Here is an 18,149-nt window from a genome sequence, read left to right as displayed (position 1 = left end):
GGCCCCCCGCTACGAGGACTTCCGCACGTACTCTCCCGGTTCGGCATCCGCGTCCATGCTGTACAGCAGCAGATGGCCGTCGCGACCGACCATGAAGAAGATCGCGGAAGGCTCACGGCAGCCCTTGCCCGACTTCGCCGCGTAGGTCGGCGGGCTCAGCGCCAGCACCGGGGACACCGCGCCGATGGCGAGAGTGCTGTCGCAGAACTGCTCCGTGCCGTCCTCCATGCCCGCCATGCCCGAGATCCGCACCAGTCGGCCACCGACCGGGCCCTGCGTGATCGAGATCAACTCCTTCTCCCGATAGGCCGGGTTGGCCGGCACCCAGACGCCGACGTACTGGTCCGGCACCGCGGTCCCTCCGCCGGCCGACCGGTAGAAATCGGCCGTCAGGCCGCCGGACGTCCACACCAGCACGTCTCGCGACCGCACCTTGAGGGTCTGCTGGGACAGCGGCTTGCAGCGTCCCTGCGGAACTCCCGCGGTCACCTGGCCCGCGGCGACGACCACGGTGTCGGCATCGGTCGACACCAGCTTGCTGCGCCCTGTGCACTGCACATTCCGGTCGGTGTCGATGTACGCGGCGACCTTGTCGCCCGGCCGGCCCGGTGAGATCTCCAGCCGCAGTACCCGCTTCGGCAGATCGGAATTGCCCTCGACCACGCCTTCCCAGGCGCCGACGAACTCATTCGGAACTCCCGGCCCGGCGCTCGGTGATGCCGAATTCGACGCCGGCGCGGTCGCCGAGTGTGTGCCGCCCGCCGCGGGGCCCTTGTCACCACCGTCACGCAGGATCAGCGCCACGCCCGCGGCCACCGCGGCGAGCGTCACCACTGCGGCCAGCACCGGCCGCCACCGCCGCGTGAACCGCGTCGGCGCCGTCGAGCCCTGCGACGGTGTCTGAGCGGCGAGTACCAGCGGCGGTGCGTCCGCGGCGATTACCTGCGGCGATGCCTCCACAGGGGGTATCTGCGGTGGTGTCTCCGCGGTGAGGATCCGGGCGGCGAGCCGGCCGAGCTCAGTCAGCAGCTCCGCGGGCAGCCACGGCCCGTCCGCGTCGGTGTGGGTGCCCGCGGCGAGCTGTTCGGCTGTGGGCCGCCGCTGCGGGTCCTTGTCGAGGCAGGCCGTCACCAGACCGGTCAGCGCCTGCGGCACCCCGGTGAGGTCCGGTTCCTCCTCGGCGGCACGGAACATCAGCGCGTGCGGCCCCAACTCGGCCGAGCCGAACGGCAGCCGCCCCGTCGCCGCGTACACCAGCACGGAGCCGAGGCTGAACACGTCCGCGGCAGCCGTCACCGGCTGTCCGCGCACCTGCTCCGGCGACATGAAACCCGGCGAGCCGAGCACGACCCCGGTCGAGGTCCGCACGCTGCCTGCCGCGGTGTCGAGCGCCCGGGCGATACCGAAATCGATGATGCGCGGGCCGTCGACCGTCAGCAGGATGTTCGACGGTTTGAGATCGCGGTGCACCAGACCCGCGCCGTGGATCGCGCACAGCGCACGGGCCAGCCGCCCCGCCAAAGCATGCAGTGTCGCCTTGGGCAACGGCCCGTAGCCCGACCCGACGACCTGGTCCAGTGCCGGCCCCGGCACGTACTCGGTGGCCACCCACGGGGCCGCGGCCTCGGTATCGGCGCCCAGAACCGGAGCCGTCCCCTCACCGCCCACCCGGTGCAGCGCGGCAACCTCCTGACGGAACCTGGCCCGGAACTCCGGAACCTCCGCCAGCGCCGCCTTGACCACCTTCACCGCCACGGCCCGACCGCCCGCGGAACGCCCCAGGAACACCTGGCCCATACCGCCGGAACCCAGCCTGCCGACCAGCGTGAACTCCCCTATCCGCCGCGGATCCCCCGGCTCCAGGACGTGCATCCGTGCCCCACTCTCCCCCGTGTACGTCAACCCGCTCCGCGCAGCGGCGACACTACCGGCCCGAACAAGAACCCGCCCGCAGTGCCTGCACCCCAAGGCCGGCCAGGACCTTCAGGTCGGTGCCCGCCGGGGTGGCGGTCGCCTCGGTCACCCGGTCGAAGCACCGGCGGAGCCGAAGACGTCCGAGGGGGACCGCCGCACGCTGCGGCGGCCCCCCTCGTGCCGGAGCAGATGCCGGGTCGAGCGTGTGCTCGGACCCGGTCCCGGCGGACTACCCGATGGTCCAGTGCTGGAGCGCGGAGTTGGTGTCGGCTTGTTGTGTCAGCAGCGCGCCGTCGGCTGTGGAGGCCGTGGTCAGCAGCAGTCCGCTCTTGACCGACTTGACGGTGTAGCCGCCGCCCGCCAGTGGGGTCACGGTCCACTCCTGGTTCGTGGTGCCGGAGCAGGTCCACTGGATGATCTTGGCTCCGGCGGCCGTCGAGCCGCCGTTCACGTCGGCGCAGAGTCCCGAGGTGCCGTTGACGAGGGTGTAGGAGCCGTCGGACTGCTGCGTGAACGTCCACTGCTGGTTCGCGCCGCCGTGCAGGGCCCAGGTGATGAGCTGCGTGCCGGTGGTGGTCGAGCTGCCCGGGTCGTCGAGCGCCTTGCCGCCCGTGGTGAGCGTGTGCACGCCGTTGAGGTTGCCGGTGCCGGAGCCGGGCCAGAGCGGGTTGCGGCCGACGGCGTCCATGATCGGAACGAAGGCGGCGTAGGTGGCGGCGAGTTCGGGGGTGCCCCAGGTCATCTGCGCCAGATCCCGCATGGGGTACTTGATCCCGGCCGCGGTCTGGTCCTGCGTCTCGGCGCTGGGGTTGTCGCACCAGACGTGGAGCAGAGAGCCCAGGTTCTTCGAAGCGCTGTTGATGGTGTTGCCGCCCTGGAACAGGTCCGGGTTCCAGGTCTCGTACATCCACGTCGTGTTCGGCTTCGAGCCGCCGTAGACGTAGTAGGTCGGGTCCCAGGACTCGTTGGCGACGGTGTGCCCGGCGTTGATCAACTGCTGCGGTGTGAGGCCGTAGTTGTACCAATACTCGACGACGATGTCGGCGTTCGGGGAGATGGTCCCGTCGCCGGCCTTGATGCCGTCGTTCCACATGCGGGTGGTCTTGGCTCCGGTCTTGACCAGGCTGTCGGCCCAGTTGATGAAGCCGTAGTAGGTGTCCTTGGCCGTGGCACTGGCACCGTAGTTGGCGCGGGCGTAGGTGAGCAGTTGTGGGTAGGCACTGTAGTTGGTCACGTACTCGTCCGCGCCGATGTGCCAATAGCGCGAGGAGGCGAACAACGGCAGGTACTCGTTGATCAGATCACTGATCAGGGTCCGCGCGCCGGGGATGGACAGGTCGATGAAGGCGCTGCTGACGCCTCCCGAGCTGTCCTTGAGCCGGTAGTCGTGCCCGATGTTGAGCTCGCCGGTGAGGATCGCGTCCATGTGCCCCGGCATGTCGATCTCCGGGACGATCGTGACGTGGTACTTGTTGCCGACCGCGATGATGTCGGCGATGTCCTGCTTGGAGTAGTGCTGGGTCGACGTGACCTCGGGGTGTGTACTGCTCTCCAGCCGGAACCCGAACGTGTCCGACAGGTGCAGGTGGAGGTAGTTCATCTTCAGGTAGGCCATGTCGCGGATCTGGTTCTCGACGAACGGCACGTCGAAGAACCGGCGCCCGGCGTCGATCATCAGGCCGCGCTCGGCCTTGGTCGGCGAGTCGGTCGCCGTGCCGGCGGTGATCGTCGAGCCTTGGTGCAGCATCTGCAGCACGGTCCGGGTGCCCCAGAACTCGCCGGTCGTGGTGCCGCCCTGGATGCTGATGCTGCTGCCGACGGTCATGGTGTAGCCCTCGGCGGGAAGCCCGTTGCCGCCGAGCGTGAGGGCGATGTCGCCGACGCCCGCGGCACCCTGCACGACGGCGACCGTACGGCCTTCGAGGGCGGAAAGGTCGGCGGCGAAGGTGTTCGCGTCTGCGGTGAGCTGTGCGGCATAGGCGGGGTCGACGACGACGCGGCTGGCGGAGATGAAGCTGAACGAGCCGGTGCCGGCGGTCCAGGAGCGCAGGGACGGGACTGTCGTCGGGGTGCCAGTGGCGGCGTGGGTCGCCGGCGCCGCGGCGAGCAGGTAGACGGGGACGAGGCTGGCGGCGAGGGCGGCCGCGGCCAGGGTTCTGAGTGGTCGCATCGGGTGTCCGGTCTGTCGGAGGGACGGGTGCGGCACGGTGCGGGGTTGTGCGCGATTCGCTGCTCGATCTGCGCGGTATAGACCACGTGGAGCTTGTAGTGCGCAGTATTGGACAGAAATCCGGGGCGTGGCAAGGGTCTGATAGCGGGTAATTGCTGCCCGCTGCCGCATGGGCGGCCGATCCATCGGCACCACAACTCGAACGCGCCGCCCGCGAACACGCCCTGCCCTCTGACGGCCCGTCGGGTGAGCAGGCCGTCTGACCGCTCTGCGAGCCCTGGGCCTCCCCGACGACTTTCGCGGGCGTACTCCTGACCAGGGGTGCCGCTACGAAGGACGATCTTTGGTGCCGGGTTGCCCTCACCGGACCATCGCAGGTACTCCCAACGCATCCAGCGGGCTTGTCGTTGCCGACAAACCCGCTGGTCGCACTATCGGGACGACAGGATGTGAACCTGCGACCCTTCGACCCCATGCCGCGCACCGTCCGAAGGACACTCGGTCCTGGTCCTGGGACGACGACACAGCCGATCGGCTCCCGGCCAACTGCAAGGAGAACGAGCCTTAGCGGCCTCGGATCCGGCCGACAGGGCCGCCCTCAGGGGCAGCGCACCGAACGCCGGCACGAGGAGGGGTACGGCCCCCCCAAAGGTGTCAGTTCCAGCGGCGCTGACCGGTCTCAGCGGAAGGCTGCGACATTGCGGGCAGCCCAGTCGGCGAACCGACGCGGGGCGCGGCCGAGGACCCGCTGGACGTCCGGGCTGACGCGCAGCTCGGCCGGGCTCGGCGAACCGAGGATGTCCAGCGTGTCGTCGGCGAGCTCCGACGGCATGCTCTGGGTCATGGCGGCCTTGGCCTCGTCGCGGGTGAGTTCGTGGAACCTCACCGGCGAGCCCAGCGCGGCGGCTAGGGCCTCCGCCTGCCGGCGCGGAGTGATCACCTCCGGACCGGTGAGCTCGTACACACCGCCGGTGTGCCGGTCCTCCACCAGGCAGGCCGCCGAGACCGCGGCGATGTCCGCCGGGTCGATGATCGGCAGCCCGACGTCGCCGAAGGGCGCGGCGACGAGCTGTTGCGTGCGGACGGAATCGGCCCACCACAGGGCGTTGGAGGCGAAGCCGCCCGGCCGCAGGATGGCCCACTCCAGACCGGACTCCCGCAGCGTGTCCTCCAGTGCGCGCATCGCGATCCGCGTTTGGCCGTAGGGCCTGGTCGCCACGCCCTGCGTGGAGAGCAGGACGACCCGGCGGACCCCGCCGGCCGCAGCTTCGCCGATGATGTCGGCGGGGTTGGCTCCAGTGGCGTGCAGGTCGCCGGACAGCAGAAGGAACAGTGCCTTCGCCCCGGCCAGCGCGGGCTTGAGTGTGGCGGGCTCGGCCAGGTCGGCCACCATGTGGCGGACGCCGTTGGGCACCGCCGCCCCGTGTCGTGACACCGCCGTCACCTGATGGCCCGCCTCGGCCAGTGCCTGCGTCAACGGCCGGCCGATATTCCCGGTAGCCCCGGTTACCACGATCATGATCAGCTCCTTGTCGGAAGTCCTCAGTGGTCTGCACGCTAGGAGCACGGGCTTACTTTTGGTAAGGACATACCCCGAGGTAAGCTCCTGACATGACGGAAGGCGTGCAGGACAGACAGGCCGAGGCGGGGAAGCGGTATGACGTGTTTCACACCGACTGCCCCGCGCGCGATGTGGTCGACCACGTGACCAGCAGGTGGGGCGTGTGGGTGCTGATCTCCTTGCGGAGCAACAGCCTCCGGTTCTACGAACTGCGCGACAGCATCCGGGGCATCAGCGAGAAGATGCTCGCGCAGACCCTGCGCGGGCTGGTCCAGGACGGCCTGATCTGGCGTGAGGTCGAACCGACGACGCCGCCTCAGGTGACCTACGGGTTGACCGAGTTCGGCCGGGACGTCGGCGAGCCGCTGACGGAGCTGTTCGACCGGATCACGCTGCGGCTGTCGCCGCACAGCGCGGGATAATTCGCCGCCGCGGTTGTGGCGATGGCACTGCCGTGCGCCCCTACGGAACCACTCCGATTCAACGTCTGCGGCTACGGCGAAGACATGGGCCGACCCCACCCTCGACGGAAGAATCGCGGCGCCCCGCTGCCGACCGGTGAAGGGGGCGGGGCGCCGAAGGAAACGTGATGCTACGTCAGCTCACGGCGCGCCCGACGCGCTCCTCGACACCTACGAGGCCGAGCGGCGGCCGGTCGCGCGGCATGTGCTCGCCCTCACCACCCTAGTCTTCGAGCAGGACCGCGTGGACAAGGACCGCGGCTTCTCCCAGCGCGGCGGCGCGACCTTCCAACTGGGCCTCGGCTACCGCGAGAGCCCCCTGACCCGCGAGTACCGAGAGGGCCTGGGCGACGACGCGCTGCGCGCCGGAGACGCGCCCCCGACGCCCCCTGTGGGCCCATCCGTCTCTTCGACCTCTTCCGCGGCCCGCACGCCACTCTCCTCGCCTTCGGCGGGACCGATGCCCCAGCCTCGGAACGCTACAAGCCGGTCCGGGTCGGCCGGCCCGGCGAGCAGGGCGACGTCATCGACGTGGACGGCCACGCACACAAGGCCTACGGGGACCGGGGGCTCTTTCTCTTACGGCCCGACGGGTAGGTAGCACTCGCGGCGGAGGACCCGGCGGACCTGGCCTCGTACGAGGTCCACCAGCCAATCGTTCGTAGCGATCGCAGCTGTGGATACGTCGTCTGGTCGCGATGCGGGCGGATCCGTAGGCTCGGCCGCATGCATGATGAATCCGAACGCGTGGAGAGCCTGTTAGACGCCCAGGCCAAGGCCATTGCCCTCTTCTCTGAGGTGCAGAGTCGGCGGCTGGTCACCGCGGGCGAGAGTGAGCAGGGGATCAGTGAGCGGATTCGCGATCTCGCGCAGGAGTTGTTCGGCGTGCGGCGCGGTGAGGACGAGCGGATCGTCCGGTCGGGCACGAACACCCTTCAGCCGTATCAGGTGCGCCCGGAGGATCGGCTCGTCGACGCCGACGAGGTCGTTGTCTGTGACCTGGGCGGTGTCTTTGAACAGAGGGAAGCCCACTTCCGACGTACTGCGGTTCTCGGCGGGTCTCCTGTCAAGCTGCGGCTTCGGGACGATCTGCAACTGATCTTCGAAGCGGGCAGGCGCGCGTTCGAGAGCGATCCTGGCATAACCGGCGAAGAGCTCTTCACGGTCATCGCTGAGCTGACAACCGAGGCGGGGTGGGAGTTCGGCAGCCCGCACGCTGGGCATCTGGTGGGCGAGGTCCCCCCGGAGACGGTCGCCCAGGACGAGGTCATGTCCTTCATCGCACCTGGCAATACGCAGCAACTGCGGCGCGAGGACAAGGCCGGGCGTCCCTGCCACTGGGTGCTGGAGGTGCACCTCGTCGATCGGGATCGCGGGTTCGGTGGTTTCCACGATCAGCTGCTCGACCTCGGCTGATCGTGGCCGTGGCCGTGGCTGCACTGGGCGGATCACATCGGCCCGACGGGTGCCCTGGTCGCCCGGCCATGATGCGGTCTCACCCGGACGCTCCCGGGGCAGCGGTGCACCGGGGCGGTCGGCGCTGGTTACCAGCGCATTCATCGTGGGGCGGTGACGGTGCGGATGTCGGCCAGCCCGCAGAGCAGGCGACCGGCATCTACTGCCGCGACGAGGACAGCGTCCTCGATGCCTTCGTCTGCCGCATGTGACTGAGCCCATGTCCCGGGTTCGACCAATGAGACGAGCACATGCCCATGGACCGCCGCGGCGTGCCATCCCGGACTGAGTGCCAGGGAGGAGGTGCAGGCCAGCTTCAGGCGGCCGGTGTCCAGTTGCGTGATCCGGTCTGCTTCGACGGTCACCGTGCAGTGCGTCATCGGCCACAGCCCGCCGTCCCACTCGCGGCGGGTCGGCCGACGCATTCCCGCGGCCTTCAGCCGTACCGCCAAATCGGCGTACCTGACCGCGTCAGGCGGCTGGACCGTTATGGCTGAACGGCGTTCACCGTCCCGCAGGACCACGGTGGCCAGGCCCCAAGAAGTCCGATTCATGGCTCTGGACGGTAGCGGCGTACCCGCGCTCAGGTGTCCCGTATGCCCAAAGTCCACCGGATCGGGCGACCCCCACCCCGTCGGCGAACTACTGGTGCGGGCCGGCGCACAGCCGGCCCCGCTGGAGGTGTCGATCGACCCGTACGCACCGCTGGACTTCGCGGCGCTTCACCCGGTCGCGCGCACCGCGCGAGCCTCCTGACGACTGCCCGCACCCTCCGCATCCGGTCGGGCTCATCGAGGATGCTTGGACGAGATCATTCGACATTAGGTTAGGCTAAGCTAAGTCACATCGCAGTGTGTGCCGGGCCGTCAAGGGGAGGAACAGCCATGGGGATGCCGGTGGTCTTCAGCGCCGAGCCGGCTGCCCAACAGCCTGGCAGCCGCGGTCTCGTGGCGTCTGTGGGGTGTATGCGCACCTCAGCGTCCTCCTGACGGCCGCAGACGCCTTCATGAACGACATTCAGCCTTTCGTCGTCGCGGACGCCGTGGCCGACTTCTCCGCCGAGGAGCACGCCATGGCCCTGCGGTGGGCCGCGCACAACGGCAAGGTCCGCACCACCAACGCCCTGCTGCGAGACCTGCTGCTCCGCAGGACCCCTCGGGACGCCTGACGCGTCTTCGCATGCCCCCACTGACAGAAAAGACGGAAGAACATGACCGTACGGGTCGCGGTGGCCGGGGCCAGTGGCTACGCCGGCGGCGAGATCCTGCGCCTGCTCGACTCACATCCCGGCGTGGAGATCGGTTCCGTGACGGCACACAGCCGAGCCGGCCAGGTGCTCGGTGAGGTGCAGCCGCACTTGTCCGCTCTCGCCGACCGAATGCTCAAGGAGACTTCGGCGGACACCTTGCGCGGGCACGACGTGGTGTTCCTCGCCCTCCCGCACGGCGAGTCGGCGCCCCTGGCCCGTCTGCTGGGGGAAGACACCCTGATCGTGGACTGCGGCGCGGACTTCCGTCTGCACGACGCCGGCGACTGGGAACGCTTCTACCACTCCGAGCACGCCGGGACGTGGCCGTACGGACTGCCCGAACTACCGGGCGCCCGAGTCGAACTGAAGGGCGCGAACCGGATCGCCGTACCGGGATGCTTCCCGACCGCCGTCAGCCTGGCGCTGTTCCCGGCCTACGCGGCCGGGCTCGTGGAGCCCGAAACCGTGATCGTGGCGGCCAGCGGAACCTCGGGCGCGGGCCGGGCGGCCAGAGCGCACCTTCTGGGCTCCGAGGTGATGGGCTCGATGACCCCGTACGGCGTCGGTGGCGTCCACCGGCACACCCCGGAGCTGGCGCAGAACCTGTCGCGGGTGGCAGGCGAGCAGGTCACCGTGTCCTTCACCCCGATGCTGGCACCCATGCCACGCGGCATTCTGGCCACCTGCTCGGCCCGTCTGCGCCCCGGCATGGGGGTCGACAGCGGCACGGACGAGGTGCGCGCGGTCTTCGAAGCCGCGTACGCCGACGAGCCGTTCGTCCGGCTGTTGCCGCCCGGCCAATGGCCCTCCACCGGATCGGTCCTGGGTTCCAATACCGTGCACGTGCAGGTGGCTGTGGATGCGGCCGCCGGTCGTCTGGTCTGCGTGAGCGCGATCGACAACCTGGTGAAGGGCACCGCGGGTGGCGCGGTGCAGAGCATGAATGTCGCCCTCGGCCTGCCGGAGTGGCTGGGCCTGCCCACGAATGGAGTGGCTCCGTGACCGTGACCGCTGCCCGCGGGTTCCTTGCGAGCGGTGTGGCCGCCGGCATCAAGGAATCCGGCGATCCCGACCTGGCCCTGGTCGTGAACCAGGGGCCGTCGCGTTCCGCCGCCGGGGTCTTCACCTCGAACCGGATACAGGCCGCGCCGGTGCGCTGGTCCCGCCGGATGCTGGCGAACCATCGGCTCTCCGCAGTGGTCCTCAATTCCGGGGGCGCCAATGCGTGTACCGGCCCGGCCGGAACCGAGGACGCGCGTCTGATGGCCGAGCGCACGGCCATGGCGGTCGGCGCGGAAGTGAACGACGTGGCGGTGTGCTCGACCGGGCTCATCGGCGTACCACTGCCGATGGACCGGGTCACGGCGGGCATCGACACCGCGGCCGACCGGCTGTCGGCCGTCGGCGGCGAGGACGCGGCCGTGGCGATCAAGACGACGGACTCGGTGCACAAGACCGCGGTGGCGCCCCGGTCCGGGTGGACCGTCGGCGGTATGGCGAAGGGTGCGGGGATGCTCGCGCCCGGGCTGGCCACCATGCTGGTGGTCCTCACCACGGACGCCGAGATCGACGGCCCGGCTCTCGGCTCCGCGCTGCGCGCCGCCGTACGCACCACCTTCGACCGGGTGGACTCGGACGGCTGTATGTCCACCAATGACAGCGTGCTCCTGCTCTCGTCGGGCGCCTCCGGCGTGACCCCGGACGACGGGGAGTTCACCGACGCCGTGCACGCGGTGTGCCTCGACCTGGCGCGTCAGTTGGTGGCGGACGCCGAGGGCGCGTCGAAGGAGATCGAAGTGGCCGTCGTCGGCGCGGCGTCCGAGGAGGACGCCGTGACGGTGGGCCGGTCGGTGGCCCGGAACAACCTCCTCAAGTGCGCGCTGCACGGGGAGGATCCGAACTGGGGCCGGGTGCTGTCGGCTATCGGCACAACGGGCGCCGCCTTCGACCCGGACCGCCTGGACGTGGCGATCAACGGCGTCTGGGTCTGCCGGGACGGCGCGGCCGGGGAGGCCCGCGACAAGGTCGATCTGTCGGGGCGCCAGGTCACCGTCACCGTCGATCTGCGCTCCGGCAACGCCTCGGCGGCCATCTGGACCAACGACCTCACCGCCGAGTACGTCCACGAGAACAGCGCCTACAGCTCATGAACGGGACGGGGACAGGGATGAAGGCTCCCGTCGAACAGCACGTGGCCGCGGCGGACCTGCCACCGGGGGACCTTCCCTGGCAGGAAGAACTCCAGGGCCGGACGGTCGTCATCAAGTTCGGCGGCAACGCCATGGTGGATCCCGCGCTTCACCGGACGTTCGCTCAGGACGTCGTGGAGCTGTGGCACGCGGGGCTGCGTCCCGTCGTCGTGCACGGCGGCGGACCGCAGATCAGCGCGATGCTTGCCCGGCTCGACCTGGAGGTCCGCTTCGAGGCGGGCCTGAGAGTGACGACTCCGGAGACCATGGACGTGGTCCGTATGGTGCTGACGGGTCAGGTCCAGCGTGAGCTCGTCGGTGCCATCAACGCCCACGGGCCGTTCGCCGTGGGCATGTCGGGCGAGGACGCGCACACGATGACCGCGGTACGACGCGGCGCCCTGGTGGACGGCCGGCCGGTGGACATCGGCCTGGTCGGCGACGTCGTGGCGGTGGACCCCGGTACCGTACAGGTGCTGCTGGAGCAGGGCCGCATCCCGGTGATCTCGCCGGTCGCGCGCGGCACGGACGGGCGGGTCTACAACATCAACGCCGATCTCGCGGCGTCCGCGCTGGCCGTCGCGCTCGGCGCGGAGCGCCTGGTGATGCTGACGGACGTGGAGGGGCTGTACGCGGACTGGCCGCACAGCACCGAGGTGATCGAGCATCTGACTGCCGGTGAGCTGGACGTGCTGCTGCCGGGCCTCGCCGGCGGGATGCTCCCGAAGATGGAGGGCTGTCTGCGAGCGGTCCGCTCAGGAGTCGGCCGGGCGCACGTGCTCGACGGACGGGTACCGCACGCGGTGTTGCGCGGCGTCTTCACCGGGAGGAGCCCCGGCACCACGGTCGTACCCGACAGCACACCCGACAGGGGAGGAACGAGCTCATGACCGCCGCCGGCGCCGCACCGCTGACGGACCGCTGGCGAGCGGTGATGATGGACACCTATGGCACTCCCCCGCTGGCTCTGGTCCGCGAAGACGGCCGCACCGTGTGGGACAAATCGGGCCGCGCCTACACGGACTTCACTGGCGGGATCGCCCGGTGGCGGCCCGGATTCAGCGGGCGGCGCAGGGGGCCGGGTTCCTGGTGAACGCCGCCGGCGACCGGACCGTGCGGTTGGCTCCCGCTCTGACGGTCACGGAGGCGGAGATCGCCCAGTTGGTGGGAGCGTCGCCAGCCATCCTCGGCACGTGACGTCAGCGCGAGTGACGTCCACTCGGTGCGAAAGAGGGCGGGACCGAGCCGTTACGGCTCGGGTTCCGCCCTCTCGTCGTGACGGCTCACCAGGTGGCGCTCACAGGACCCGGGCGAGTACGCGGGCGCCCCGCCGGGGGTCCAGAGACCGTGCCCAGGACAGAGGGGCCAGGCTCGGGCACGTAGGAGCGAATCCGTGCCGCAGGAAGAGGCGGCCACTGCCGGTCGTCGCCGTGAACAGCGCGTCCAGCGACTGCGCCCGCCCACGGGCCAGGGCGGCGCCCAGAAGCCGTGCCCCCACACCACTCCCCTGCATGTGCTGCGCGACGCAGAAGTTGTACAGGACCCCGAGGGCCCGGCCGTCGCGCGTCGGGTCCGGGTCGTCGACGCGCAGCGCGAGGCAGCCGTCCAAGGTGCCGTCAGGCGCCTCGGCGACCAGGAAGTCGGTCGCTTGCGACGCGTAGACATGGAACGGCCGCTCACGCAGTACGCCCGCGCGGATGAACGGACGTGAGAGAGCGGCGAGAGCGGCGGCGTCCCGGGAACCGGCCGAGCGCACGGACGACGTGGGGGTGTGGGGTGGGCAAAGCGGTTGGTGCGCGCGGGACGACAGCCTCACAGCTTGTGCCCCTCCCCCACGTCCCGCCCGTCCACGAACGTCGCCACGACCTCGATGTCCCCGATCCTGGACCGGATGTACGCGTTCGTCAGCCTCGTACAGAGCATGATTCCGTCCCTGGGGTGTGTCGGGGCCGGGGCCGACTGCATCCCTCCAAGCGGCGCCTGGGTTCCACCGACAGGGACAGCCCCCGGCGCGGGTGCTCGTCGAGTGCTGGACTAGCGGGCCGTACCGATGCCGTCAGCGAGCGGCTGGGCCGTGGCCGGGGCGGCCTTCAGGTCGCGGTCGATGATCGATTGCAGGATCTCGCCGACTCTGATCGCCGTGTTGGACAGCAGGGACGACGTAATCCCGTGGGTGTGCTCGGTGCCGCCCTGGAGGTAGATGCCGCAGCGCAGTTCGGGGTGGGTCGCGACACGGTAGTCGCGCTCGACCCGGATGCGTCCCTGGTCGTCGCGGTGGCAGCGGTCCCCGACCTCGCCGAGGAGGCCCACGGGGTCTGCCTGGCTGTAGCCGGTGGCGTAGACGACGACGTCGGCGTCCAGCGTCGTCTCCTCGCCGGTGATGAGGGACTTGACGGTGGCCCGGACGTTGTCCTGTGTCTCCTCCACGCCGGTGAGCCGCGAGACGTTGATGAAGCGCAGCCGCTCGGTACCGAGGACACGCTCCTGATACGCCTGCCGGTACAGGTCGTCGATCAGGTCGATGTCCACCACGGAGTAGTTGGTGTTCCCGTGGTAGTCCATCAGCTTCTGCTTGATGTCGTCGGGGGCCGTGAAGTACTCGTCGACCGCGGCCGGGTCGAAGATGCGGTTGGCGAAGCTGCTGTCGTCGGCGGGGCTGTAGCCGTAGCGGGAGAAGACGGCGCAGACCTCGGCCTCGGGGAAGCGGCGGTGCAGGTAGGCCACGTTCTCGGCGGCGCTCTGGCCGGCGCCGACGACAACGAAGCGGGAGGGGTTGGTGCCCTCCAGCCCGTCGACCTTCTTCAGCAGCTCGGAGTTGTGCCAGACGCGGTCCGTCCGGTCGACGCCCTCCGGCATGACGGGACGCAGTCCGGTGCTGATGACGAGGTTGCGGGCCCGGTGGACCACGACCTCGGATCCCGAACGGGCTGTCACGTCCAGGTACTCCACCACACCGTCGCGTACGACGGGCTCGACGGCGATGACCTCGTGGCCGTAGGAGACCATGTCGTCGACCTTCGCCGCGGCCCACTCGAAGTAGTCGTGGAACTCGACGCGGAGCGGGAACAGGTTCTTGGCGTTGACGAAGTCGATGAGGCGGCCCTTGCTCTGCAGGTAGCAGAGGAAGCTGTACTCACTGGCCGGATTCCGCAGCGACACCAGGTCCTTGAGGTAGGACACCTGCATGGTCGCGTCGTCGATCAGCATGCCGCGGTGCCAGCCGAACTTCGGCTGCTGCTCGAAGAAGTGAGCGGTGACCGCCTCCTGCCTGCCGACGCGAGCGTTGTGCTCGCTGAGCGCTATCGCCATGGCCACGTTGGACGGCCCGAAGCCGATGCCAATGAGGTCGTGGACCAGAGGTGCGTCGCCAGGAAGAACCTGAGACATGTCACTCCCATCGTGCGGGACAGCCGCGTGTGAGGTGTGGGTGAGGACGAGGCGTCGGGCACACCGGAAGCGGCGGCCGAGCGGAACTTAGGTAAAGCTAACCTGATCTGGCCAACCTGTCACCCGGACAAAACAGGCAAAACGTCAATCATGCCGTCAAACGCCCTAGAATCGCGGGCTGTTGTACCCTTAGGTAAGCCTTGCTTTACTTAGCGCCGGTCATTCGCTCTTTCGAGGAGGAACCCCATGCGGGTCGTCATGTTCGGTTATCAGACCTGGGGGCACCGCACCCTGCAAGCGCTCCTCGACTCCGAGCACGACGTGGTGATGGTCGTGACGCATCCCAAGAGCGAGCACGCTTACGAGAAGATCTGGAGCGACTCGGTGGCTGAGCTGGCCGAGAAGCACGGAGTCCCCGTGGTCATCCGCGACCGGCCCGACGACGAGGAGTTGTTCGACCGTCTCAAGGAGGCCGACCCGGACATCATCGTGGCCAACAACTGGCGTACGTGGATCCCGCCGCGCATCTTCAACCTCCCCCGGCACGGAACACTGAACGTCCACGACTCGCTGCTGCCCAAGTACGCCGGCTTCTCGCCACTGATCTGGGCCCTCATCAACGGCGAGCCCGAGGTCGGCGTCACGGCCCACATGATGGACGACGAGCTCGACGCGGGCGACATCGTCCAGCAGCGTGCAGTCCCCGTCGAGCCGACCGACACGGCCACCGATCTGTTCCACAAGACGGTCGACCTCATCGCCCCGGTAACGACCGGCGCCCTCGCTCTGATCGCCTCCGGGCAGACGGAGTTCACCCAGCAGGACCGCTCCCAGGCCACCTTCTTCCACAAGCGGTCCGAGGAGGACATCCGCATCGACTGGAGCTGGCCGGCCGAGGACCTCGCGCGCCTGGTCCGCGCCCAGTCCGCCCCCTACCCCAGCGCCTTCGCCTTCCACAACGGCAAGCGCCTCGAAGTGGTCTCCGCCGTCGTGTCCCAGGGCCGGTACGGCGGCACCCCGGGCCGCGTCTTCTACCGCGAAGGTGACGGCGTGGTGATCGTCGCCGGGGCCGACGCCCGCAGGGGCCGCAACCACGGCCTGGCCATCAGCCGCGTACGGACCGAGGACGGCCAGGAGATGCCGGCCCTCGAGTACTTCACCTCCATGGGCGGCTACCTCACCAGCCGTCCCTGACCCGTCGGCTGAGCACCGAGGGCCCAGGCGATCCTGGGCCCTCGGCACCGCCATACGCGCAGGAGGCTGGGCCGACCCGACTCAGAGGAACGGTATAACCCATCCGCGTCACAGCCGAAGGTGAGCGTCCGGGGCCGCACGCTCGGCTCGCACAGCTTCGAGCCATCGCTCCTGACGGCTCCCGGGAGCGAGCAGGACGCAGTCGTCACAGTTGCCCGCATCGGGGATGCGGTAGTTGAGGCAGCAGGTGGTTCTGGTGAAGAACGGGTGCCCGGCCACAGGTTCCGCCTAGTGGCCGGTGCCCCGGAGGTGGCCGAGGCCGAGGAGCCGGTCGCCCAGGGCGATCGCTTCGCGTGCGTGGGACGGCCGTTCGTGGGCGATGACGCCGACGACGCCGGTCAGTGACGAGGCGGCGTTGCCCCAGAGCAGCCGCGGGGAGACCTTGACGACTGCGCGGGTGAGGTCGGCCAGCGGCTGCAGGATTCGGGCCATCGCCCGGTAGAGCGGTTCGGCTGTGGCCTCAGGGCAGTTGGTCTCCATGCCCCTGGGCTCGGACAGGCGGAGTGGGAGCGGGCCGGCGGCCGAGGCCCGCCAGGACAGCCGGGTCGGCGTCCAGTCCAGGACGGTGCGGTGCAGGACGGCCGCGCCGAGGACAGGGAACCACAGGCGAGCTGCCAGGTCCTGGTAGACGCTGGACGCCGCGACGCGCAGCTCGGTGGTCCGGTAGGCATCTGCGGTGGCGAGGATGCGTGCTTCGAGGGCGTCGCGGTCGCTGAGCAGTTCGCTCAGCGACCGCCAGCCGGGGCCGTCGTGGGCGGTGAAGAGGTGGAAGTGGTCACCGAGTTCGGAGACTTCGGCGATGATCTGGCCGAGCCGGGCCGGTTCCATCGGTTCCATCGCTGGACTGCCTGTCCTGCCGGAGGGGCGGGTCAGTGTGTCTCGACAAGGGCGCCGGAGAGCTGGTCGGCCGCGCCGGGGACGGGGGCGGCCGGGTCGGTGCCGAGGTCCACGATGCGGTTGTCCTGGTCGACATGGACGACGTGCGACTGGTGGCGGCGGGCTTCGCTCTCCTCCACCTGCTGGAACGACATGATGATGACCAGATCGCCCGGCTGGACCAGATGAGCCGCAGCGCCATTGATGCCGATGACGCCGGAACCTGCGGGTCCCTCGATGGCGTAAGTGGTGAGCCGGGCTCCGTTGGTGATGTCGACGACGTGGACCTGTTCGCCCTCCAGGAGATCGGCGGCCTCCAACAGGTTCTTGTCGATGGTGATCGAACCCACGTAGTGCAGGTCGGCCTGGGTGACGGTGGCCCGGTGGATCTTGCCGCCCAGCAGAGTGCGCTGCATGTCATGCCCTCCGTATGACGAAATGACGAGTCGGCCGCGCGGACCGGAGCCCGAGCGGATTTAGGTAATGCTAACCTAAGTTAAATTTTGGAACCCCCGCCAGAGCCCGCGTGAATGTGCCAGACGTCACCGGGTGGAAAGGAGCACGATGGCTCGCCCCAGTTCGATCCGCATCTCTCCCAGAACACGGTTGCGTTCGCGGTTCGCCGCGACGATAACGGCCTTCGTGGTCGGCGCCGCCTTGCTGTCGGCGTGCTCGTCGTCCGAGGACACCACGGCACCCGCCGCCGCGGCGTCGTCCGGCTCGGCCTTTCCCGTGACCATCAAGCACAAGTTCGGCTCCACGGCCATCCCGAGCAAGCCGAAGCGGGTGGTCACCGTGGGCTGGGACGACCAGGACTTCGCGCTGGCACTGGGCGTGGTGCCGGTCAGTACCCGCGAGTGGTTCACGCAGTACCCGACCTACCCCTGGGTCAAGAAGGAGTTGGGCGGCACGAAGCTGCCCACCTTCTCCGCCGAGCTGAACTTCGAGGCCATCGCCAAGCAACGTCCCGATGTGATCCTCGCGATCAACGAGACGGTCACCAAGGAGAGCTACCGGAAGCTCTCGGCGATCGCGCCGACCGTCGTCCAGTCCAGCGCATACCTCGACGAGAAGACCCCCTGGAACGTGCAGACGCTGACGACCGGCCAGGCGCTGGGCAAGAGCGCCGAGGCCCAGGCACTGGTCGACAAGGTCGAATCGAAGATCGCCGCCGCGAAGAAGGCCCATCCCGAGTTCGCCGGCAAGGTGCTCGCCATGGACTACGGCCCCGACAAGGGCCAGCACTGGATCGCTCCGGCCCACGACCCGCGCCGGGTCCTCTTCGACGAGCTCGGTTTCGCCACGCAGACCGTCAAGGAAGACCTCAGCGAGGAGCGGCTCGACCTGATCGACAAGGACGTGCTGGTCGTTGTCGGCGCGACCAAGCCGGCGATGCTGGCCTCGCCGGTCTTCGCCCGCCTGAACGTCGTCACGAGCGACCGTACGCTCTACACCAGCTTCGACACCCCGCTGGCGGGCGCGCTGTCCTACAGCGGCCCCAACGCCCTGTTGTACGCGCTGGACGTACTGGTCCCGCAGTTGGCCAACGCGGTCGACGGCAAGACCGACACCAAGGTGGCCGACCTGTCCAACCAGTCCTGACGCAGTGGACGCCCGAGGGCGGCACCGGCGG

General features: G+C 69.3%; 19 protein-coding genes and 1 pseudogene. 10 read left to right on the top strand and 10 right to left on the bottom strand.

Going from position 1 to position 18,149, the window contains the following annotated elements; all coding sequences use genetic code 11:
- Positions 1-9: 9 nt before the first annotated feature.
- The 3 genes from C6N31_RS36080 to C6N31_RS36070 all read right to left on the bottom strand — a co-directional run bounded on the left by C6N31_RS36080 (position 10) and on the right by C6N31_RS36070 (position 5,603).
- A complete protein-coding gene (locus tag C6N31_RS36080) occupies positions 10-1,872 on the bottom strand; it encodes a serine/threonine-protein kinase (RefSeq protein WP_198359106.1) in 1,863 nt (620 codons plus the stop codon).
- 271 nt (positions 1,873-2,143) lie between these two features.
- The gene (locus C6N31_RS36075; protein ID WP_198359105.1) at positions 2,144-4,084 is read right to left on the bottom strand and encodes an RICIN domain-containing protein; all 1,941 of its coding nucleotides are present in this window, start codon (positions 4,082-4,084) and stop codon (positions 2,144-2,146) included.
- Positions 4,085-4,763: 679 nt separating this feature from the next.
- Entirely contained in the window at positions 4,764-5,603 is an 840-nt protein-coding gene (locus C6N31_RS36070; RefSeq protein ID WP_198359104.1) for an SDR family oxidoreductase, read from the bottom strand.
- 92 nt (positions 5,604-5,695) lie between these two features.
- On the opposite strand from C6N31_RS36070, the gene C6N31_RS36065 reads away from it, so the two are divergent.
- Together C6N31_RS36065 and C6N31_RS36060 are read left to right on the top strand one after the other, a co-directional pair.
- Positions 5,696-6,067, top strand: a complete 372-nt coding sequence (locus C6N31_RS36065; RefSeq protein ID WP_164293223.1) for a winged helix-turn-helix transcriptional regulator — start codon at positions 5,696-5,698, stop codon at positions 6,065-6,067.
- Positions 6,068-6,832: 765 nt separating this feature from the next.
- Positions 6,833-7,522, top strand: coding sequence for a M24 family metallopeptidase (locus C6N31_RS36060; RefSeq protein ID WP_198359103.1), 690 nt, complete (start codon positions 6,833-6,835; stop codon positions 7,520-7,522).
- A gap of 140 nt (positions 7,523-7,662) precedes the next feature.
- Here the strand turns inward: C6N31_RS36060 and C6N31_RS36055 are convergent, their stop codons facing one another.
- Positions 7,663-7,926 (bottom strand): hypothetical protein, encoded by a 264-nt coding sequence (locus tag C6N31_RS36055; protein ID WP_198359102.1) that lies wholly within the window; start codon positions 7,924-7,926, stop codon positions 7,663-7,665.
- A 187-nt stretch (positions 7,927-8,113) separates the two neighbouring features.
- On the opposite strand from C6N31_RS36055, the gene C6N31_RS47065 reads away from it, so the two are divergent.
- From C6N31_RS47065 to C6N31_RS36025, 6 genes and pseudogenes are all read left to right on the top strand, one after another.
- On the top strand, positions 8,114-8,317 hold the full coding sequence (locus tag C6N31_RS47065; protein ID WP_381586584.1) for a hypothetical protein: 204 nt from the start codon (positions 8,114-8,116) through the stop codon (positions 8,315-8,317).
- A gap of 196 nt (positions 8,318-8,513) precedes the next feature.
- Positions 8,514-8,729, top strand: a pseudogene (locus C6N31_RS36045) (isochorismatase family protein); the annotation flags it as partial.
- Positions 8,730-8,771: 42 nt separating this feature from the next.
- On the top strand, positions 8,772-9,812 hold the full coding sequence (gene argC, locus C6N31_RS36040) for an N-acetyl-gamma-glutamyl-phosphate reductase (protein ID WP_138351941.1): 1,041 nt from the start codon (positions 8,772-8,774) through the stop codon (positions 9,810-9,812).
- Positions 9,809-10,960, top strand: coding sequence for a bifunctional glutamate N-acetyltransferase/amino-acid acetyltransferase ArgJ (argJ, locus tag C6N31_RS36035; RefSeq protein ID WP_198359101.1), 1,152 nt, complete (start codon positions 9,809-9,811; stop codon positions 10,958-10,960). Before argC ends, argJ begins: the two co-directional genes overlap by 4 nt.
- 17 nt (positions 10,961-10,977) lie before the next feature.
- Entirely contained in the window at positions 10,978-11,889 is a 912-nt protein-coding gene (gene argB / locus C6N31_RS36030) for an acetylglutamate kinase (protein ID WP_138351943.1), read from the top strand.
- The gene (locus C6N31_RS36025) at positions 11,886-12,092 is read left to right on the top strand and encodes a hypothetical protein (protein ID WP_187145190.1); all 207 of its coding nucleotides are present in this window, start codon (positions 11,886-11,888) and stop codon (positions 12,090-12,092) included. Before argB ends, C6N31_RS36025 begins: the two co-directional genes overlap by 4 nt.
- 204 nt (positions 12,093-12,296) lie before the next feature.
- Here C6N31_RS36025 and C6N31_RS36020 read toward each other — a convergent pair whose 3' ends face one another.
- Together C6N31_RS36020 and C6N31_RS36015 are read right to left on the bottom strand one after the other, a co-directional pair.
- Complete coding sequence (locus C6N31_RS36020; protein ID WP_138351944.1) at positions 12,297-12,755, bottom strand: GNAT family N-acetyltransferase; 459 nt, start codon at positions 12,753-12,755, stop codon at positions 12,297-12,299.
- A gap of 278 nt (positions 12,756-13,033) precedes the next feature.
- On the bottom strand, positions 13,034-14,386 hold the full coding sequence (locus C6N31_RS36015) for a lysine N(6)-hydroxylase/L-ornithine N(5)-oxygenase family protein (protein ID WP_198359100.1): 1,353 nt from the start codon (positions 14,384-14,386) through the stop codon (positions 13,034-13,036).
- 246 nt (positions 14,387-14,632) lie between these two features.
- On the opposite strand from C6N31_RS36015, the gene C6N31_RS36010 reads away from it, so the two are divergent.
- Positions 14,633-15,580, top strand: coding sequence for a methionyl-tRNA formyltransferase (locus C6N31_RS36010; protein WP_138351946.1), 948 nt, complete (start codon positions 14,633-14,635; stop codon positions 15,578-15,580).
- Positions 15,581-15,688: 108 nt separating this feature from the next.
- Here C6N31_RS36010 and C6N31_RS46240 read toward each other — a convergent pair whose 3' ends face one another.
- From C6N31_RS46240 to C6N31_RS44540, 4 genes are all read right to left on the bottom strand, one after another.
- Entirely contained in the window at positions 15,689-15,859 is a 171-nt protein-coding gene (locus C6N31_RS46240) for a (2Fe-2S)-binding protein (RefSeq protein ID WP_198359099.1), read from the bottom strand.
- Positions 15,860-15,868: 9 nt separating this feature from the next.
- On the bottom strand, positions 15,869-16,477 hold the full coding sequence (locus C6N31_RS36000) for a hypothetical protein (RefSeq protein ID WP_198359098.1): 609 nt from the start codon (positions 16,475-16,477) through the stop codon (positions 15,869-15,871).
- A gap of 32 nt (positions 16,478-16,509) precedes the next feature.
- Positions 16,510-16,932: an aspartate 1-decarboxylase gene (panD, locus tag C6N31_RS35995; RefSeq protein WP_138351948.1), complete on the bottom strand. Its 423-nt coding sequence runs from the start codon at positions 16,930-16,932 to the stop codon at positions 16,510-16,512.
- A gap of 126 nt (positions 16,933-17,058) precedes the next feature.
- Positions 17,059-17,256 carry a hypothetical protein gene (locus C6N31_RS44540; RefSeq protein ID WP_232486086.1) on the bottom strand — a complete coding sequence of 66 codons (198 nt, stop codon included), beginning with the start codon at positions 17,254-17,256 and terminating at the stop codon, positions 17,059-17,061.
- On the opposite strand from C6N31_RS44540, the gene C6N31_RS35990 reads away from it, so the two are divergent.
- Positions 17,249-18,118 (top strand): ABC transporter substrate-binding protein, encoded by an 870-nt coding sequence (locus C6N31_RS35990; RefSeq protein ID WP_244809715.1) that lies wholly within the window; start codon positions 17,249-17,251, stop codon positions 18,116-18,118. The two genes, C6N31_RS44540 and C6N31_RS35990, sit on opposite strands and share 8 nt — an antisense overlap.
- Positions 18,119-18,149: the final 31 nt, after the last annotated feature.

Source organism: Streptomyces fildesensis (genome assembly GCF_016107395.1).
GTDB classification, from domain to species: Bacteria; Actinomycetota; Actinomycetes; order Streptomycetales; family Streptomycetaceae; genus Actinacidiphila; species Actinacidiphila fildesensis.
The sequence above is the reverse complement of the archived record's forward strand: the minus strand, read 5'-3'. Positions and strand labels throughout refer to the sequence as shown.

Bases quoted from the DNA above. Each gene is read 5' to 3' on its own strand.
- C6N31_RS36080 (WP_198359106.1), bottom strand. From the start codon at position 1,872: ATGCACGTCCTGGAGCCGGGGGATCCGCGGCGGATAGGGGAGTTCACG.
- C6N31_RS36075 (WP_198359105.1), bottom strand. From the start codon at position 4,084: ATGCGACCACTCAGAACCCTGGCCGCGGCCGCCCTCGCCGCCAGCCTC.
- C6N31_RS36070 (WP_198359104.1), bottom strand. From the start codon at position 5,603: ATGATCGTGGTAACCGGGGCTACCGGGAATATCGGCCGGCCGTTGACG.
- C6N31_RS36065 (WP_164293223.1), top strand. From the start codon at position 5,696: ATGACGGAAGGCGTGCAGGACAGACAGGCCGAGGCGGGGAAGCGGTAT.
- C6N31_RS36060 (WP_198359103.1), top strand. From the start codon at position 6,833: ATGCATGATGAATCCGAACGCGTGGAGAGCCTGTTAGACGCCCAGGCC.
- C6N31_RS47065 (WP_381586584.1), top strand. From the start codon at position 8,114: ATGGCTCTGGACGGTAGCGGCGTACCCGCGCTCAGGTGTCCCGTATGC.
- argC (WP_138351941.1), top strand. From the start codon at position 8,772: ATGACCGTACGGGTCGCGGTGGCCGGGGCCAGTGGCTACGCCGGCGGC.
- argB (WP_138351943.1), top strand. From the start codon at position 10,978: ATGAAGGCTCCCGTCGAACAGCACGTGGCCGCGGCGGACCTGCCACCG.
- C6N31_RS36025 (WP_187145190.1), top strand. From the start codon at position 11,886: ATGACCGCCGCCGGCGCCGCACCGCTGACGGACCGCTGGCGAGCGGTG.
- C6N31_RS36015 (WP_198359100.1), bottom strand. From the start codon at position 14,386: ATGTCTCAGGTTCTTCCTGGCGACGCACCTCTGGTCCACGACCTCATT.
- C6N31_RS36010 (WP_138351946.1), top strand. From the start codon at position 14,633: ATGCGGGTCGTCATGTTCGGTTATCAGACCTGGGGGCACCGCACCCTG.
- C6N31_RS36000 (WP_198359098.1), bottom strand. From the start codon at position 16,477: ATGGAACCGATGGAACCGGCCCGGCTCGGCCAGATCATCGCCGAAGTC.
- panD (WP_138351948.1), bottom strand. From the start codon at position 16,932: ATGCAGCGCACTCTGCTGGGCGGCAAGATCCACCGGGCCACCGTCACC.
- C6N31_RS44540 (WP_232486086.1), bottom strand. From the start codon at position 17,256: ATGGTCACGGGAAAGGCCGAGCCGGACGACGCCGCGGCGGCGGGTGCC.